This is a genomic window from Dolichospermum circinale AWQC310F (assembly GCF_000426925.1).
Taxonomy (GTDB): Bacteria; Cyanobacteriota; Cyanobacteriia; order Cyanobacteriales; family Nostocaceae; genus Dolichospermum; species Dolichospermum circinale.
In genome coordinates, this window is record NZ_KE384696.1 from 1 (window position 1) to 17,175 (window position 17,175).

The window sequence follows — 17,175 nt, forward strand, 5'->3', positions numbered from 1 at the left end:
CCCAGAGGTGTTAGCCAGCTAGGGGAAGTTAGTTATCAGGGTGCATCTACTTGTTAACTGTTCTAGGGTGGTGTATGATATTCCCGAAGAAATGATTATATGGTAATGATTGTGTGGTGCTAATCATAAACAAAAAACCCCCAGTGGTGTTAGCCGACTAGGGGAAGTTAGTTATCAGGGTGCATCTACTTGTTAAGTGTTCATTGTTTTTAACTTATGATCCGGAAAAAATTACCCAAATATTACTGTAAGTTCCATACCGAAAAAATTCCTGGGGCTGGGGTGGCTGGGTAGGGGAGTTAGTTATGAGAATTTCCATCTACTAAATAACTGATTTACAAATGCTTACAAACGCCCTTCCTTAACAAGGGTGTTTTTTATTTGCCAAAATTAAAAAAAAAGAAAACCCCTAGTGAGTTTTAGCCAACTAGGGGAATCGAAGATCAAGGTGCATCTACCAATAAAAAATTCTCGCCCGAAATCAACCAATCCGGATCAACCTTTTCATGAAAAATAGACAGAAAACCATGTTAAAAACTAGATTAGGATCAACGTCTCAACAACGGGCATCTGAAACATTAGAATAGCAAAATACATCTACACCACCCTGCATGATCAAGATTGTCTAGTTTTATGGAGCAGAAATTGTGACCCAGGAATTTCACCTTTCCGCAACACCAGTAGGGCAAAATCACTATCTGCTGCGAACCGAACAAGTAGCATCTGGAGTACCGTTGGCAGAAGAACTAGTACACTGGCCTGTAGCTGAGTGGTTAGCGATCGCCGGATATTTAATGGATGACCCCTTGCAATTAGTCTTAGAAGGGGAAATGACCACTAAAAACACTGTTAACTTAGTGGATTTGGGGCAGGAGTTATATAATGCCCTATTCCAGAGAACTCTCAGAGATAGTTGGATCACCGCTCAAGGTATTGCCCAAAATCACCAACAGGTGCTGCGGCTAAGATTGGGACTCAAAGACCCCAGATTAGCACGATTGCCATGGGAAGTTATGCACGCAGGCGATTCCTACGGAGCGCTTCGCTATCGCCCTTTAGCCACAGGACCTGATATTACCTTTGCCCGTTACCAAAGTGGTATAGCCTCCAATGCCTACTGGTTGCGTGCCTATGGCGAGCGGAAGCTATCACCCAGCCATTTACAGGCTCATCATCTCCCCACACCGGCGGCAGAACGGGGGCTGAAAGTGTTGATGGTGATTTCTTCCCCAAGGGACTTGGTACAGTTGGATTTACTCAAGCAAGAAGCTATTAACCTCAAAGCAGAACTGCACCGCCAAGCATTAAAATTGGCAGATGGTAATCATCATCTACCAGAAATTGAATTGACCGTTCTTGACGAGCCAGGTAGGGAAGAACTCACCCAAGCTTTAGAACAGGGACATTACGATATTCTCCACTATTCCGGTCATAGCAACTTGGGCGCGAATGGTGGGCAAATTTATCTAGTCAGTAAAAAAACTGGTTTAACAGAAACTCTCAGCGGGGATGATTTAGCTGGGTTACTGATTAATAATCATATTCAAATGGTAGTGTTTAATTCCTGTTTTGGGGCATATCGGGCTAAAGCCGGGGCTGGAGAAGACTCAGGAGAGCAGAATTTAACAGAAAGCTTAGTCAAACGGGGAATTAGAAGTGTACTGGCGATGTCAGAACGCATACCTGATGAGGTGGCACTGACGCTAACACAACTATTTTACCGGAACTTAAGTCAGGGCTATGCTTTAGATTTGTGTGTGAGTCGGGTTCGTCAGGGCTTAATTTCTGCTTATGGTTCTCAACAGATGTACTGGGCATTGCCGATATTGTACCTCCAGCGAGAATTTGATGGTTGTTTGACACCACAATGTAATTTATCAGGCCATATAGCTACTTCACGCGGGCTGTCAGAATTACTAAACGAATATCAGCCACCTCAACAGACTAATCATCATCATTATTCCGCTGTAGCAAATAATCCAGAAAACTTCATGGCTATTGACGATGTCCTAAATCCCGATTTGGGAGAAGAGACAACCGAGGTGGATTGGCTTTTAGCAGATACTTGGGGTGATTTAGGAGATGAAATTGAATATGATGACTCCACCAACTATGATCAAGATTCGGCAATAGTTTCTGACTTGTTTCGTCAGCTTGATAACCGGACAACCACAAGCGAGGGACAAAGTATGAAAGCCGAACTAATCCAAGGATCTAACGAGTTGTCAGAAATGCAGGTTTCTGAAGTCGAGGAACATTTAAACTGGGGAAATGTACCAACATCAATCACACCCACCCCCCTAAATATTCAAAAGCGACAGATAAATCCCCCTTTATCACCGACTCCCTTAGTGACATCAAGTAATCGCTATCACAAATCAAAATCATCATTGCTTTTGGGTCTTGTCGGTGCAAGTGCGATTACCATGATCCTTAGTGTTGCTTGGTGGTGGCATCAACGCCAGTCCCAACAGCGCCTTCTATCCAATATCCCACCCCTTCCCGGAGAAAATATTAGTAGTAATCAATATCCAAGTATTAATTTAACTAACTCTGCCACAGGCATTGTCACAGCTACAGCTACCACACAATTGAGTCAAGGCAATTTAAAAGATGGATTGAGTGCTATTCATGAATTATTAAATCGCGGAGCTTTCACCGCCGCCGAAACCGCTTTAAATTTGATTCCTGTTCAGGATACCCAAAATCCATCCGTGAACTTTGTCTGGGGAAGATTAGCTTGGCAGTCTGTACAAACTGGTAATAATAAATATAGTATTGATGACGCACGCCGTTACTGGGCTAGGGCAGTACAGAATCAGCCCGAATCTATTTTGTATAATAATGCCTTGGGATTTGCCTATTATGCGGAGAATAATCTCAATTATGCCAATGATGCTTGGTTCAAATCCCTGAATTTAGCATTAAAACCCCAGCAGAATGGAAGTGCAAAAATTGGAAAAACAAAATATCCGCAAATATCTGGAGAACCGGAGGCTTTGACAGCTTATGCTGGATTAGCTTTGGGGTTATATAAAAGCGCTCAGAATCAACCCGCTGATAAACGTCAAAAATATTTACAGGAAGCGATTAAACTTCGACAAATGGTGATTCAAAATGCACCGGCAGATTTTACTATGGAGAAATTATCACGAAATTGGCTGTGGACTCAACAGGCGATCGCAGATTGGCAAAGCCTGGGACAAACAAAGTTACCCCTTTTGTAATAAAATTGTTGATGACCGGATGAGGATGACAAAAACCGTGAAATCCAATACATCAATCTCAAGTTAATAACTGGTGCTATACTTACAGCGTGAGACAAAGTGTTTGGTTAGATATATAAACAACGCTATTAGAAGTCAGGAATCAAAAAAAATGAAGAAAGTAGAAGCCATTATCCGTCCATTTAAGCTTGATGAGGTGAAAATAGCCCTAGTTAATGCGGGGATTGTAGGGATGACAGTTTCTGAGGTTCGGGGTTTTGGCAGACAAAAGGGTCAAACTGAACGCTATCGAGGTTCGGAATATACTGTGGAGTTTCTGCAAAAACTCAAGGTGGAAATTGTTGTTGAAGATTCCCAAGTTGACACGGTTGTGGATAAAATTATCTCCGCAGCACGTACTGGTGAAATCGGTGATGGTAAAATTTTCATCTCTCCTATTGAACAAGTTGTACGAATTAGGACTGGAGAAAAAAATACAGAAGCAGTATAAATATTAGATATTGAATACTACCTATCTACAAGAAGTGCGTTGCTGAGTCTGTGAAGATAAAAACAGTCAGCAGCACGCCCTTCGGGAAGTCAAAAGTCAAAAAGTACAGAATTTTTATTCTATTTTTATTTTAGAGATCACCCAGGATAGACGCAAAGAAGCAAAGTTGGAGATATTTAATCTTCTAATTCTCACAAGTTCAATCTTTGTTTTTGAACTTAGATTTTTAATTCTCCCGATGTATTGTATTTTTGCAAAATTCCAATCACAACCGCTGGTATTTCTAAATGGGGAATAATTCCTGTATCTGGTATTTCCTCAAAACTGTTAATTACCGCAGAATTTAAACTAGCTAAACGTCGTCCTAATTCGATATTTGTAAATTGTGCTTTTTCACCCCACAAAATGACACTCGGAACTTGAAGTTGCTGAATATATAAACTCAAATCAAAGTAAAGATTCCCCTTTAAAAAAGACAAAGCCGCAAATTTAGCCTGATATTGTTGTGCAGAAGTTAAATAAGCTGCTACCATTTCCTGTGTCACCCTTTCTGGTTTAGCAAAAAGAAAACTTTGTAAAAAATTCCTAACTGCAATTTCATTTTCTGCACCCAAAGCATAAATTAGATTATTTACTAAAGGTGTATTAATTAAGGAAAGTGGTAATCTTCGTCCCGCACCTTGTCCAAAATCATTGAACCCCGAAGGACAAACTAAAAACAAAGCTTTGAACAAATCGGGATAAGTAATAGCCAGACGAATAGCAAAAGCCGCAGTTAAAGAAGATGCTATTACAGTTACACTTTCGTGACAAGTTTGATGAATAAACTCAATAATTGTGGTTAAATAATCTTCAATTTGATAATCTCGCACAGGGTGAGCAGATTTTCCCCAACCAATTAAATCTGGAGCTAAAATTCGATATTTTGCAGCATAAGCTGGGTAAATTTTAGACCATTCATAAGCGGACGCACCACCACCAAAATTATGTAAAAATAACAATGGTGGTAAATCTTGATCTACTGCATTTTCCCAAGGACTACTAACTTGGGTATAGTAAACCATTGTCCCCAAAGAAGTATGAATAAACTTACTACCAAAACCCGGAGGTTGAAACTGAATCATAACTATAAAACTCAATCTTTACTAAGGACAAGTTGATTTATATTGTCACTACTAATATTATAAGCAGCACCAAACCCAATTACAAAACGTCCGTTTTTAGGTGTGAGTTGAAAAATCCGAAAATCTGGTAAACTGCGTAATGTGGAAATCAATTCTCCAAAACGAATCTGAAATTTATCAACAGTTTGTTGCCATTGTTCAGTTTCTCTCTCTACCAAATTTGCGGTACAATTAAAATTTAAACGCCGACGGGCAAAAATTTGTTTAGTTTTAACTTCGTCTTCAATAAATAAAACACTCACAAAAGGATGATTATGAATATTTTGAGTGTGAGTAGCTAGTCCACTAACATAAATATAGATGTTTTTATCATCGTCTAGGACAAAAGGGGCGTAACTAGCGTCAGGAATCCCCTCTTTATTAACTGTACTCATCATAATGCTGGTAAGTTCTGTGGGAAATTTCTCGTATTCGGCTTGGGCTTTTTTGTGTTGATTGATCATGATTGATAATTATTTATTTTAACGAACCACTCCAGCCACAGAGGACACGGAGGAATTTTTCTTTGGGGACTTTTATATTATATCAAGAAGTTGATATAATAAGAGTAAAATTATTTTTTTGACTTTTGACTTTTGACTTCCCGAAGGGTGGTATTTATGAATAACAACAATCGTTCACAATGGGATTTATGCAGGTTCATTAAAACTCTCACCTACTTTGAAGTATTTCCGGTTCTGAACTGGATACAAAAACTTTTTCAAGGTGGTTATAAAGATAATCAAAATCTATCAAAAGCAGGAATAAATATGGGTGTAATTCTGGTAGCTGGTGCGACTGGTGGTGTCGGTAAACGAGTTGTGAAAAAATTGGTAGCGCAGGGTTATCATATCCGTTGTTTGGTTCGAGATATTGACAAAGCACGACCAATTCTCGGTGATGATATTGATTTGGTGGTTGGAGATATTACAAAACCAGAAACTTTAACAAATTTAGTTTTGGCTAATATTCAAGCTGTAATTTGTTGTACAGCAGTTCGTGTACAACCAGTGGAAGGAGATACACCAGATAGAGCAAAATATAATCAAGGTGTGAAATTTTATCTACCGGAAATTGTTGGAGATACACCAGAAAATGTTGAATATCAAGGTGTGAAAAATTTAGTTACAGCAGCAAAAAAATATCTGATTGCTGTTGGGGAAAAACCAATATTTGATTTTACTAAACCATCAGATGAAATCAAAAATATCTGGGGTGCTTTGGATGATGTTGTTATGGGTGGTGTCAGTTCTAGTAGTTTGCAAATTCGGGAAGATAGGGCGATATTTACAGGTAATGTTTCCACTGCTAATTCTGGGGGTTTTGCTTCGGTAAGAACTAAGAATTTTTCACCTTTATGTGATTTATCAGGTTATGAAGGTGTGAAATTGCGGGTTAAAGGTGACGGTCAACGTTATAAAATATTTTTACGCACAGAGTCAACTTGGGACGGAATTGGTTATAGCTATTCTTTTGATACTGTTGCTAATAATTGGCTAGATATTCAGATCCCTTTTACAGATTTGTTCGGTGTATTTCGTGCTAAAGTTGTTAAAGATTGTCCACCAATTGATGTTAGTAAAATTTGTTCTTTACAACTAATGTTGAGTAAGTTTGAATATGATGGTGCTTTAAATCCTAAGTTTAATCCCGGTGTTTTCTCGCTGGAAGTTTCATCAATTCAAGCTTATGGTGGGGAAATTTTACCCCAATTTATATTAATTAGTTCCGCTGGAGTGACTCGTCCCGGAAGACCAGGAATTAATTTAGATGAAGAACCACCAGCCGTAAGGTTAAATGACCAATTGGGAGGAATTTTAACTTGGAAATTACGAGGTGAAGAATGTTTGAAATCTAGTGGAATACCTTATACAATTATCAGACCTTGTGCTTTAACAGAAACAGCGGGAGGAAAGGAATTAATATTTGCACAAGGTGATAATATCAGAGGAAAAGTTAGTCGTGATGATGTTGCGGAAATTTGTGTACAAGCAATTAAAGAACCAAAAGCGAAAAATCTAACTTTTGAAGTCAAGGAAAGCGAAATGGTTGCTAATAATTTAGATTGGAAACGGCTATTTTCTTGTTTACAAGTTGATCAATAAGACTTTGAATAATTAACAAGTTTGTTGGGTTGCTTTTATCAACCCAACCTACGGGTTTCATTTAATTAGTTGATAATATGATGTTGAGAAGGTTGTTAATAATTGCGGTATGTGTGATGATTGTGTGCAGTGGTATGTTTTTAAAACCTGCTTTACCACAGCAAGTTGATTTCCGTGTTAATAATTTAGAAAATGATGTTCGGAGTTTACAATTACGCTTACAGCAAGTTGAGTTAATGGTTAGTAAAAATAATCAATTACCTACTACCAATAATTCTCAAGTTGTACCTCCTAATTTGAAAAAGTATTTATCACAACAGGAAAAAATGTTAAATAATTTAGCAACTTTAGTGGTTGAATTAAACCAGAAAGTGAATAAATTAACTATTCGAGTTAATCAACGGTCGAACCTTAATGTTAAATAGAGATGAATTTGTTACTTATGAAGGTGGTTGTCACTGTGGTGCTGTGCGATTTCGTGTGTTAGTTAATAATCATCAAGTTGATGATTGTAATTGTTCAATATGTTCTAAAAAAGGATTTTTACATTTAATTATCCCGCGAGAACAATTTACTTTATTACAAGGGGAAGATGTATTAAAAACTTACAAATTTAATACAGAAGTAGCACAACATAAATTTTGCGGAATTTGTGGTATTCATTCTTTTTATGTTCCCCGTAGTCACCCTGATTGTATTGATGTTAATGTACGGTGTTTAGATGGTAATGTCATTGCCAATTTTCAAATTGTGCCTTTTGATGGTATAAACTGGGAAGAAAATATTCATAAACTCAAGAGAGGTTAAATATCTTGTTTTTTATGTTATTTTTTCAGAATTGATGATTTAGCATCTAAAATATGGTACTTTAATGATGTCCATTCACTTTTCACAAATGTTGTAATTTATCAATAACAAATATGATGGAAAATCAATCACAGCAAACCCAACCAGTAAATTCTTCTTCCACACAAGATGTTTTTTCTTTTTTAGGTGGAGAAAATCGCAATGTACCAAAACTACCTGCTGCTGATAAATCTGTGTCTCAATGGCAGGAAATTCTTAACCAAATTATGGAATCTTTAGGAAAACTGCCAGATTATTTAGGCGCAATTTTTAATAACAATAAAAGAGCGTTAATTAACTTAATTTTAATCTTATCAGCTTTCGTGACAGTTAAGGTAGTAATTGCATTATTAGACGCGGTGAATGATATACCATTACTACAACCAATTTTTGAGTTAATTGGGCTATTTTACTCTCTCTGGTTTGCTTTCCGTTATCTCCTTAAATTTGACACAAGACAAGAATTATCTCAGAAATTTAATGCTTTTAAAGAACGATCTTTTGGATAAAGATTTTATTTTTTGTTGATTTATTGAGTTTATGAAATGTAGGATAGGCTATAACTAGCCTACATTTTATTTGGGATTTTATTTTGGATTTGACGATGTAAAATCTATCTATAGATAGAGAGTTTTAATAAAAATATTTTTGGTAATTATTCCCGCAGGTAGTATATTTATCCGCAAGAAAATTCTAATCTAGTTTTGGCAATACTCGAAAAGTAAACAGGACTAATTGTATGAATGAAAAGATTACCGCAGATACCTATGATAGAGGCATAATTCCCGCCGAAACAGCCGCACGAATCAAAAGAGAAGGAAAAAATTATAAACACATACCGACGGAGGAGGATCTTGCAAGTGCAGACACTGATCATCAAACTGATATTAACAGTATTCGCACAACGGATGGTTATACTATGGATCAAGAAGGTTTGTTGAATAATTATCCAGTTGAACCGGAAATGTATTATCAAGTTCCTGGTGACGCGCGGGAAATAGCCGAACAAGAAAAAGCCGAACGAATACGGGAATTACGAGAAGTGAATGAAGATAAAACAGGTCTATTAACAGAGGATTTTGATAAAAGAGGTAGAGGTCCAGGAATGATTTAATTTACCATTTATTTGATTTTTTCCCGAAAGGCTATGGCCGCATCTAAAGGATCTTCTGCTATTACATATTCCGCCAAATTTGATAAATCTAAGTTGGGTAATAATTCACTTTTTGCCACCAATTCATAATTTTCATCCCGCCAATGATAAACCGCAAATTGATTGTTTTGAAAAAACCAAACTTCTGCCACAGCTAATCTTTTGTAAACTTCTAATTTATCAATTCCCCCATTGGTGACTACAACTTCAATGGCGAGATCAGGAACTTCTTTTTCTATGCCTATACAGTAGGATTCATCTGGTTCTACTCCTCCTCTTTTCGCTTGTTTACGGAAGGTGGTAGAACCAAGGGGAAAATAGCGGATACGTTTTTCTTGAAAGTAAATTTCCAGCAAAGATCCAATAATTGTTTTGCGAATTTCATGGCGACGACTTGGTGACATTAATTCTATGACTCCATCTAAATATGTAACTCTATATTGGAGGCTATCACCCAAATTATTGAGTAAAGCTTCATAATTGTTCCAATTAACACCAGTGATAGTTTGCCGTTCTTCTGGATCTTCGGCTTGTAATAGTTCAGATAATTCTGGAAGTAAAAGCATAGAATTTCCTAAAACCGAATTATTGCTAACTTGATGATATTCTAATTTCCAGATCCCCGATTGCTTTGAGAAGTCGGGGATCTATTTTTGTCAACTTGGCAAAATTGTAAATAAATGTAAAGCTACTAGCAAATAAAATCTTTCTGAGAATTAGTTTGATCTAATCCGGTAAGTCACTCCCTGCGGTAGTCTAGATAAATGTTAATTTATCGCCTGGTTTGACAAAATAGTTTTATGACCTCAGTTTCTAGTCCTCCGCGCACTATTCGCATTGGTTCACGTAAAAGCCAATTAGCTCTAGTTCAAACATACTGGGTACAAGCCCAACTCCAGAAAAGCTTTCCCGACATTACTTTTGAAGTTCATACCATGTCTACTCAAGGAGACAAAATCCTCGACGTAGCATTGGCTAAAATTGGCGATAAAGGACTATTTACCAAAGAATTGGAATTAGGCATGATCAATAAAGAGATTGATTTTGCTGTCCATTCTCTCAAAGACCTCCCCACCAATTTACCACCAGGTTTGACACTGGCCGCAATTACGGAACGGGAAAACCCCGCAGACGCGGTGGTACTCCACGAAAAGCATCAAGGTGAAAAACTTGAGACTTTACCCGCAGGTGCGGTAATTGGCACTTCTTCTCTGCGGCGGCTGGCACAATTGCGGCATAAATTCCCCCATTTTACATTTAAGGATGTGCGGGGTAATTTGATTACACGCATGGCGAAACTGGATGCTGGTGAATATGATGCTCTAATTTTAGCAGTAGCCGGTTTAGAAAGACTGGAAATGAGCGATCGCATTCATCAAATTCTCTCACCTGAAATCTCCCTCCATGCCGTCGGACAAGGTGCTTTGGGGATAGAATGCCGCGCCGATGATACGGAAGTAATTAGCTTACTTAAAGCTATTGAACACCCGCAAACACGCGATCGCTGTTTAGCGGAAAGATCATTTTTACGAGTTTTAGAAGGTGGCTGTCAAGTTCCTATTGGTGTAAATACTGAAATAATTAATGATAAATTAACATTAAAAGGACTTGTTGCCAGCGTTGATGGTCAGAAAATTGTTCAAAATTTAGTCACTGGTGCGGCGGCTGATGCTGAAAAATTAGGGGCAGAATTAGCCGATATTTTGCGACAACAGGGGGCTACAGAAATCTTGGAACAAATCTTTACCGAGATTCAACGAGGCTCATAAGATAATTGACAATGGACAATTGATAACTAACAAAAATATGCGAATTTTATTTGTAGCAGCAGAAGCTGCTCCCATTGCCAAAGTTGGTGGCATGGGGGATGTTGTAGGTGCATTACCCAAATTCTTGAGACAAATGGGTCATGATGTACGGGTATTCTTGCCTTATTATGGCTTTGTTCCTGATAAAATGGTCGTTCCTGAAGAACCTATCTGGAAAGGCTCTGCCATGTTTCAGGATTTTTCAGTTTACGAAAGTGTACTGCCCGGAACTGATATTCCTTTGTATTTATTCGGACATCCAGTTTTTCTACCTCGGCGGATTTATGGTGGAGAAGATGAAGATTGGAGATTTACCCTTTTTGCCAATGGTGCGGCCGAATTTTGCTGGAATTACTGGAAACCAGAAATTGTTCACTGTCATGATTGGCACACAGGAATGTTACCCGTATGGTTAAATCAATCTCCAGATATAACCAGTGTTTTCACCATTCATAACCTGGCTTATCAAGGACCATGGCGGTGGTATTTAGAGAAAATTACTTGGTGTCCCTGGTATATGCAAGGACATAACACCATGGCGGCAGCCGTCCAGTTTGCTGATAAAGTAAATACAGTTTCTCCTACCTATGCTGAACAGATAAAAACACCAGCCTATGGTGAAGAAATAGAAGGGTTATTATCTTTTATTAGTGGCAAATTATCAGGGATAATCAACGGCATAGATACCGATATTTATGATCCCGCTAATGATAAATACATTCCTCAAAACTTTACCATAGATACCCTTGATCAACGTAAAGCTAATAAAATAGCCCTGCAAGAAGAAATGGGTTTAGAAGTTAATTCTAATGCCTTTTTAATCGGTATGGTGACAAGGTTGGTAGAACAAAAAGGCATGGATTTAGTATTACAAATCCTTGACCGATTTATGGCTTATACGGATGCTCAATTTGTCTTATTGGGAACAGGCGATCGCTATTATGAAACCCAAATGTGGCAACTTGCATCTCGCTATCCCGGACGTATGTCCACTTACCTACTGTATAATGATGCTCTTTCCCGTCGCATTTACGCTGGTACAGATGCCTTCTTAATGCCTAGTCGCTTTGAACCCTGCGGTATCAGTCAAATGATGGCTTTGCGTTACGGTTGTGTTCCTATTGTTCGTCGTACAGGGGGATTAGTTGATACCGTCAGCCACTATGATCCAGTCAACGAAGCAGGTACAGGTTATTGCTTTGATAGGTATGAACCCTTAGACCTATTTACTTGTATGATACGCGCTTGGGAAGGCTTCCGTTTCAAACCCCAATGGAGGGAATTACAAAAACGGGGAATGAGTCAAAACTTCAGTTGGTATCAATCTGCTAAAGAGTATGATAAACTCTATCGTTCTATCTATGGTTTACCAGATATAGAACCAGCAGCGGAAATCACAGCAGAAACTGTGTAAGGTGTTGTAGAAAGTTGGAATTTTAGACAATTGTTGACGGGGTATTTATGTCAAATGCCCCTTTTTAATACACGATAATATAGAATTGAAAAAAGATGGATTGGTTAGAGCGCGTCGCAGAAATTCGCAAAATTTGTAACGTGCCAGCACCAGCCCGAAATGTTGCTATTGCTAGAGTATGGGTAGATGAGACGTTTTCTGAGCTATTTGCTTTTAGTGGTAAGCTGTTGCGAGAAGGAGCAGTTGGTTTACCTAATCAACCGATGTTTCAAGCCTTTGATGTTGGTGGACACCGAAGAGACTTAGACTCGGAGTACAAAATATTAGAAGCGATAGCCGAAAAATATACAAATAATAGAGAAGTAAAGGGTAAAATTGAATTATTTACAGAAAGAGAGCCATGTAATTCGTGTGAGTATGTCATGAAGCAATTTAGGCAAACTTTCCCGAACATTCAGCTAAATGTACATCACGGAAACATTGCATAAAGGAGTCGGTAGAAATGTCAATTTGCAATTTACCCGAACAATTTAAGCTTATTTTTAACGAGAATCATCCTTTGTCATGTTCAGATTTGGAAATAATTCAACTTGAACGACAACAAGGTATTAATCTACCCAGCACTTACAAAGACTTTCTCAAGATAATGGGACATGGGGCAGGTAAGTTTTTACGTGGTTCAGATTGCTTTTATCAGCATTTGTCACAAATTCAAGAATGGGCTAAACAACTTTTAGTAGAAAATGATTTTCCTCAGACTTTACCAGAGGATGCTTTTGTATTTTTCATGCACCAGGGATATCAGTTCAGCTTTTTCAGACTTTCAGAAGGTGATAACCCGCCAACTTATTCATATTGTGAAGGACAAGAAGAGCTTTATTTTATCAAAAGTCATGATCAGTTTAGTGAGTTTCTATCTGTGGAAATCAATCTTTATTTAAAGTCTTTGATGCTTTTAGCAAGTTAGATATTAGCTAGATAAACAAAATTATGGTTCAAAGTTTTTTGTCAGAATCAGGATGTCCAGGATTTAAGGATTTCCAGGATGGAAATTTTTATAGTTTTGCAAGATAGAGGAGAATCTATACTATTATTTATGAATAAATATGATATAATAGCCAATTATTAATCAACAAACGAAACTTACTTGTGTCCTATAAAGTTAGTATTGTCATTGAAAAAGATGAACATGAGTATTATGCTTATTGTCCTGAACTTCCTGGGTGTCAATCTGAAGGGGATTCATTAGCAGCAGTTCAAGCAAATATCAAGGAAGCTGTTGAATTATATATAGAAACATTATCGGAGTTTGAGAAACAAGCACTTCAGCAAAAAGAAATATTAACTATGATTTCATGTTGATAATCCAAAGATATTAGGAGATATTAGGTTCTACTAGGTTTGTTATTTCACGGAGAAACAGCTTGAACTATGGTAACAATAAAATCTCAACGGAAAGTGCTGTTATCTTATGGTGAAGATGGGTATTTTGTTGTCGAAGTACCAAGTTTACCCGGTTGTATCAGTCAGGGTAAAACCCGTGAGGAAGCTTTAGCTAATATTGAAGAAGCAATATCTCTCTACATTGAAGTTTTACAAGATAGAGGTGAACCTATACCAATTTTTATATGATAAATAATCAATCTCATCCTGACAATCCTTAAATCCTGGACATCCTGATTCAGACAAAAAACATTGCTCAATAACCGACAGAATGCCTGAAAATCCCCAACACCGTGTAAAATACAGATTCCGGTCTGTATTTCCTCAACAATATGGGTAACACTTTTGGTCATCTTTTCCGAATTACGACTTTTGGCGAATCTCACGGCGGCGGTGTGGGCGTTATAATTGATGGTTGTCCCCCACAACTGGAAATTTCCCCAGAGGAAATTCAATTTGAATTAGACAGAAGACGGCCAGGACAAAGTAAAATCACCACCCCCCGCAAAGAAGCAGACACCTGTGAGATATTATCAGGGGTGTTTGAGGGGAAAACTCTGGGAACACCCATAGCTATCTTAGTCAGAAATAAAGATACCCGTTCTCAAGACTACGATGAAATGGCGCAAAAATACCGCCCTTCTCATGCAGATGCTACCTATGATGCTAAATATGGCTTGAGAAATTGGCAAGGTGGCGGAAGGTCGTCAGCCCGTGAGACAATAGGTAGAGTGGCTGCTGGTGCGATCGCTAAAAAGATTTTACATCAAGTTGCAAATGTAGAAGTTATCGCCTATGTCAAGCGCATTAAAGATTTACAAGGCGTAATAGATACAAGTACAGTTACTTTAGCAGATGTAGAAAGCAATATTGTCCGTTGTCCAGATAGAGAAATTGCTAATACCATGATTTCATTAATAGAAGAAACCGGTCGAGATGGTAATTCTATTGGTGGTGTGGTTGAATGTGTGGTGCGAAATGTTCCCAAGGGTTTAGGAGAACCAGTTTTTGACAAATTAGAAGCAGATTTAGCAAAAGCAGTCATGTCACTTCCTGCTAGTAAAGGTTTTGAAATCGGTTCAGGTTTTGACGGAACTTTGTTAACAGGTTTTGAACATAACGACGAATTTTATAGTGATGAAAATGGGGAAATTAGAACAGTAACCAACCGTTCTGGAGGGATTCAAGGAGGAATTTCTAATGGCGAAAATATCATTATCAGAGTGGCTTTTAAACCAACAGCCACTATTAGAAAAGAACAAAAAACCGTCACAAAAGAAGGTGAAGAAACGGTTTTAGCAGGAAAAGGTAGACATGATCCTTGTGTTTTACCTCGCGCTGTACCTATGGTTGATGCTATGGTGGCTTTGGTTTTATGTGATCATCTCTTACGTCATTATGGACAATGTAAAGTATTGTCATAGACCATAAATTCTGATGGGGTGTTGATTTGGAATACCCCTTTTGCTTAAAATACTCATACTAATCAGGTCTAACTGCATCAATATTTCCTATGACTACCATTAATACAGACCAAAACTACCAAAATCGCGTTAAACACTTTACTGCTTTAAAAGATAAATATCAAGCGAATAGCTATCAAAATTTATCTCCTAATAGTCCACTTTATTTCATTCTCAGAAAAGCAGATTTAGGAATTGAAATTCTGGATTTAGAATATATTTGGCTGCAAAAAGAAAACCTTTTAGCAACGGTTCAAGTAATTAGAAATCAACAGCAGCAAAGAATTAAAGATACGGTAGATTTAGGTGTTGAATTTACAAAACTCAAGTCAAAATATCAAGTTAATAACTATCATATTTCTTGGGCTGTAAGTCCTTTATATTTTATACTTTGTAAAGTAGATTCAGGTAATTTTCTTACTGAAAAAGAATTTAATTGGCTAATCTCAAATGGGTTTAAAAAAGTAAATTCAATTGCTATTGAAAATCAAAAATTTATTAGTTTAAAATCTAAGTATAACGCTAATAAATATCAAGATTCTCATTCTGATAGTCCACTTTATCCTATTCTCAAAAAAATAGATATCTCAGAACGTTTAACTGAGTTAGAATATAAATGGTTAATAGAACAGGAACTTTCAGAAACCTTAGAATTTGTTAAACAACAAGAAGCAACAAGACGAAATGAGTTTATTCAATTAAAAGAAAAATATCAAGCGACTAAATATAAAAGTGGATCTTTATCAAGTCCATTATATCCAATTCTGCAAAAATTAGAAGCAGAAGAAAATTTAATTGATACCGAACTTACTTGGTTAAAAGAACAGGAACTTATTGAAACTATTACTATTGCTGAAGAAAAGGAAAAAACAAAAGAATTTGCAGCTTTGAAGATTAAGTATCAAGCCACAGAATATGAAGATATATCTCCAAAATCTCATCTTTATAAAGTTCTAAAAAATGTTGATTCAGGTAATTCTTTAGGAGGACAAGATGTTAATTTCCTGAAAAAGCGTAAATTACTGGAAACCATCAAATTAGCTAATGATAAATACATTAATCATTTAAAATCTAAAATTGAAGAGAATGGATTATTAACTGATTCAGAAATTGAATGGTTGCAAAATAATAAACGTGAAGATATTATCACTTTTGCTAAACAGAAGCATTTTTCAGCACTAAAAAGAAAGTATGGATTAATAGATCCTTCACTTCCTCTAGAACCATTTTACACGATCATGGTCAAATTAGAGAAAGAAGAACGGCTAGATGCTGTGTTAGTTGTTCAGCTTATTGAAACAGAGATGTTGTCTTCAGGGGGTAAGATTGCTATTACATATTATAGACTAGAAGCTGAATTTTTAGAACAAGAAATTAAACGCACAGGACACAAATGGCATATCCCGACAGCGAGTAGTTATTGGCGCAAAGCAAAGGAACCTGAACAGGCTTTAAAACTTACTAATTTAGATTTAGGTAAAATCAAAGAAAATCATCTCAAATCAGCTATTTTAGTCACTAGAGGTGCAGCATTTAGAGATTGTGATAAATTAGATGATGCAGAAATTTGCGCTCTTCAAGCAATGGAATATCAACCAGATAGTCATCATCCCTATACATTAATGGGAGCTATTTGTTATGACAGATATGAATATGAAAAAGGTAGTTATTGGTTTGATGAAGCAATTAAACGTGGGGCTGATATTGAAGATATAGATTCTGAAATTAAGCGAGTAATCAAAAATGAGAAGAGTGATGATAAACGACATGAAGCCGCAGAATATCTTTTGAAAAAAGACTCAAACCGTTATGCTTGGGCTAAAAATTATCTGAAAAAACAGCAGGATAAAAGATAACATTCTTGTGGGGTGGGCATCCCTGCCCGCCCAAATATGTAAATTAGGTGCATTTTAGTTTATGATAATATCACAGCGTGGCTTTATCTATATTCCTATATTTTATCTATGAGATACCGTTACGCTTGGGCTAAAAATTATAGCTGTAGCCATTAAGATGAGGACATAAACCATAATGACCAGACTTGATAGCCCAGCAAAAGTGGT

18 protein-coding genes are annotated in these 17,175 nt (G+C 37.1%); 15 read left to right on the forward strand and 3 right to left on the reverse strand.

What is annotated here, in order from left to right; genetic code table 11:
• Nucleotides 1–647 precede the first annotated feature (647 nt).
• Both hetF and ACIR310F_RS0115420 read left to right on the forward strand, forming a co-directional pair.
• Entirely contained in the window at nt 648–3,227 is a 2,580-nt protein-coding gene (hetF, locus tag ACIR310F_RS0115415; RefSeq protein WP_028084596.1) for a cell division protein HetF, read from the forward strand.
• A 151-nt stretch (nt 3,228–3,378) separates the two neighbouring features.
• Nucleotides 3,379–3,717, forward strand: coding sequence for a P-II family nitrogen regulator (locus ACIR310F_RS0115420; protein ID WP_028084597.1), 339 nt, complete (start codon nt 3,379–3,381; stop codon nt 3,715–3,717).
• A gap of 218 nt (nt 3,718–3,935) precedes the next feature.
• Here the strand turns inward: ACIR310F_RS0115420 and ACIR310F_RS0115425 are convergent, their stop codons facing one another.
• Together ACIR310F_RS0115425 and ACIR310F_RS0115430 are read right to left on the reverse strand one after the other, a co-directional pair.
• Nucleotides 3,936–4,841 (reverse strand): alpha/beta fold hydrolase, encoded by a 906-nt coding sequence (locus tag ACIR310F_RS0115425; RefSeq protein ID WP_028084598.1) that lies wholly within the window; start codon nt 4,839–4,841, stop codon nt 3,936–3,938.
• Nucleotides 4,842–4,852: 11 nt separating this feature from the next.
• The gene (locus ACIR310F_RS0115430; RefSeq protein WP_028084599.1) at nt 4,853–5,341 is read right to left on the reverse strand and encodes a HugZ family pyridoxamine 5'-phosphate oxidase; all 489 of its coding nucleotides are present in this window, start codon (nt 5,339–5,341) and stop codon (nt 4,853–4,855) included.
• A 159-nt stretch (nt 5,342–5,500) separates the two neighbouring features.
• Here ACIR310F_RS0115430 and ACIR310F_RS0115435 point away from each other — a divergent pair, with 159 nt between their 5' ends.
• The 5 genes from ACIR310F_RS0115435 (at nt 5,501) to ACIR310F_RS0115455 (ending at nt 8,945) form a co-directional block, all read left to right on the forward strand.
• On the forward strand, nt 5,501–6,985 hold the full coding sequence (locus ACIR310F_RS0115435; RefSeq protein WP_028084600.1) for a CIA30 family protein: 1,485 nt from the start codon (nt 5,501–5,503) through the stop codon (nt 6,983–6,985).
• 134 nt (nt 6,986–7,119) lie between these two features.
• Nucleotides 7,120–7,410: a hypothetical protein gene (locus ACIR310F_RS0115440; protein WP_231387563.1), complete on the forward strand. Its 291-nt coding sequence runs from the start codon at nt 7,120–7,122 to the stop codon at nt 7,408–7,410.
• The gene (locus tag ACIR310F_RS0115445) at nt 7,400–7,792 is read left to right on the forward strand and encodes a GFA family protein (protein WP_028084602.1); all 393 of its coding nucleotides are present in this window, start codon (nt 7,400–7,402) and stop codon (nt 7,790–7,792) included. The genes ACIR310F_RS0115440 and ACIR310F_RS0115445 overlap by 11 nt, the downstream gene beginning before the upstream one ends.
• Nucleotides 7,793–7,905: 113 nt before the next feature.
• Complete coding sequence (locus ACIR310F_RS0115450; protein WP_231387564.1) at nt 7,906–8,340, forward strand: CAAD domain-containing protein; 435 nt, start codon at nt 7,906–7,908, stop codon at nt 8,338–8,340.
• 230 nt (nt 8,341–8,570) lie between these two features.
• Nucleotides 8,571–8,945, forward strand: a complete 375-nt coding sequence (locus ACIR310F_RS0115455; protein WP_028084604.1) for a hypothetical protein — start codon at nt 8,571–8,573, stop codon at nt 8,943–8,945.
• An 8-nt stretch (nt 8,946–8,953) separates the two neighbouring features.
• Here ACIR310F_RS0115455 and ACIR310F_RS0115460 read toward each other — a convergent pair whose 3' ends face one another.
• Nucleotides 8,954–9,550 carry a Uma2 family endonuclease gene (locus ACIR310F_RS0115460; protein ID WP_028084605.1) on the reverse strand — a complete coding sequence of 199 codons (597 nt, stop codon included), beginning with the start codon at nt 9,548–9,550 and terminating at the stop codon, nt 8,954–8,956.
• Between the two features lie 234 nt (nt 9,551–9,784).
• Here ACIR310F_RS0115460 and hemC point away from each other — a divergent pair, with 234 nt between their 5' ends.
• From hemC to ACIR310F_RS0115500, 8 genes are all read left to right on the forward strand, one after another.
• A complete protein-coding gene (gene hemC, locus ACIR310F_RS0115465; RefSeq protein WP_028084606.1) occupies nt 9,785–10,753 on the forward strand; it encodes a hydroxymethylbilane synthase in 969 nt (322 codons plus the stop codon).
• A 37-nt stretch (nt 10,754–10,790) separates the two neighbouring features.
• Nucleotides 10,791–12,206 (forward strand): glycogen synthase GlgA, encoded by a 1,416-nt coding sequence (gene glgA, locus ACIR310F_RS0115470; protein ID WP_028084607.1) that lies wholly within the window; start codon nt 10,791–10,793, stop codon nt 12,204–12,206.
• 95 nt (nt 12,207–12,301) lie between these two features.
• A complete protein-coding gene (locus ACIR310F_RS0115475) occupies nt 12,302–12,694 on the forward strand; it encodes a deaminase domain-containing protein (RefSeq protein ID WP_028084608.1) in 393 nt (130 codons plus the stop codon).
• A gap of 14 nt (nt 12,695–12,708) precedes the next feature.
• Nucleotides 12,709–13,173 (forward strand): SMI1/KNR4 family protein, encoded by a 465-nt coding sequence (locus ACIR310F_RS0115480; protein WP_028084609.1) that lies wholly within the window; start codon nt 12,709–12,711, stop codon nt 13,171–13,173.
• 182 nt (nt 13,174–13,355) lie between these two features.
• Entirely contained in the window at nt 13,356–13,568 is a 213-nt protein-coding gene (locus ACIR310F_RS0115485; protein ID WP_028084610.1) for a type II toxin-antitoxin system HicB family antitoxin, read from the forward strand.
• Nucleotides 13,569–13,637: 69 nt separating this feature from the next.
• Nucleotides 13,638–13,838, forward strand: a complete 201-nt coding sequence (locus tag ACIR310F_RS0115490; RefSeq protein WP_028084611.1) for a type II toxin-antitoxin system HicB family antitoxin — start codon at nt 13,638–13,640, stop codon at nt 13,836–13,838.
• Nucleotides 13,839–13,981: 143 nt separating this feature from the next.
• Nucleotides 13,982–15,073 (forward strand): chorismate synthase, encoded by a 1,092-nt coding sequence (gene aroC / locus ACIR310F_RS0115495; protein ID WP_028084612.1) that lies wholly within the window; start codon nt 13,982–13,984, stop codon nt 15,071–15,073.
• 89 nt (nt 15,074–15,162) lie between these two features.
• On the forward strand, nt 15,163–16,968 hold the full coding sequence (locus ACIR310F_RS0115500; protein WP_028084613.1) for a hypothetical protein: 1,806 nt from the start codon (nt 15,163–15,165) through the stop codon (nt 16,966–16,968).
• Nucleotides 16,969–17,175 lie beyond the last annotated feature (207 nt).

Coding starts and splice junctions, on each gene's coding strand:
- ACIR310F_RS0115450 (WP_231387564.1), top strand. CDS start 7,906: ATGATGGAAAATCAATCACAGCAAACCCAACCAGTAAATTCTTCTTCC.
- ACIR310F_RS0115475 (WP_028084608.1), top strand. CDS start 12,302: ATGGATTGGTTAGAGCGCGTCGCAGAAATTCGCAAAATTTGTAACGTG.
- ACIR310F_RS0115440 (WP_231387563.1), top strand. CDS start 7,120: ATGTTTTTAAAACCTGCTTTACCACAGCAAGTTGATTTCCGTGTTAAT.
- ACIR310F_RS0115445 (WP_028084602.1), top strand. CDS start 7,400: ATGTTAAATAGAGATGAATTTGTTACTTATGAAGGTGGTTGTCACTGT.
- ACIR310F_RS0115435 (WP_028084600.1), top strand. CDS start 5,501: ATGAATAACAACAATCGTTCACAATGGGATTTATGCAGGTTCATTAAA.
- ACIR310F_RS0115420 (WP_028084597.1), top strand. CDS start 3,379: ATGAAGAAAGTAGAAGCCATTATCCGTCCATTTAAGCTTGATGAGGTG.
- ACIR310F_RS0115500 (WP_028084613.1), top strand. CDS start 15,163: ATGACTACCATTAATACAGACCAAAACTACCAAAATCGCGTTAAACAC.
- ACIR310F_RS0115480 (WP_028084609.1), top strand. CDS start 12,709: ATGTCAATTTGCAATTTACCCGAACAATTTAAGCTTATTTTTAACGAG.
- hemC (WP_028084606.1), top strand. CDS start 9,785: ATGACCTCAGTTTCTAGTCCTCCGCGCACTATTCGCATTGGTTCACGT.
- ACIR310F_RS0115460 (WP_028084605.1), bottom strand. CDS start 9,550: ATGCTTTTACTTCCAGAATTATCTGAACTATTACAAGCCGAAGATCCA.
- ACIR310F_RS0115490 (WP_028084611.1), top strand. CDS start 13,638: ATGGTAACAATAAAATCTCAACGGAAAGTGCTGTTATCTTATGGTGAA.
- ACIR310F_RS0115455 (WP_028084604.1), top strand. CDS start 8,571: ATGAATGAAAAGATTACCGCAGATACCTATGATAGAGGCATAATTCCC.
- aroC (WP_028084612.1), top strand. CDS start 13,982: ATGGGTAACACTTTTGGTCATCTTTTCCGAATTACGACTTTTGGCGAA.
- glgA (WP_028084607.1), top strand. CDS start 10,791: ATGCGAATTTTATTTGTAGCAGCAGAAGCTGCTCCCATTGCCAAAGTT.
- ACIR310F_RS0115425 (WP_028084598.1), bottom strand. CDS start 4,841: ATGATTCAGTTTCAACCTCCGGGTTTTGGTAGTAAGTTTATTCATACT.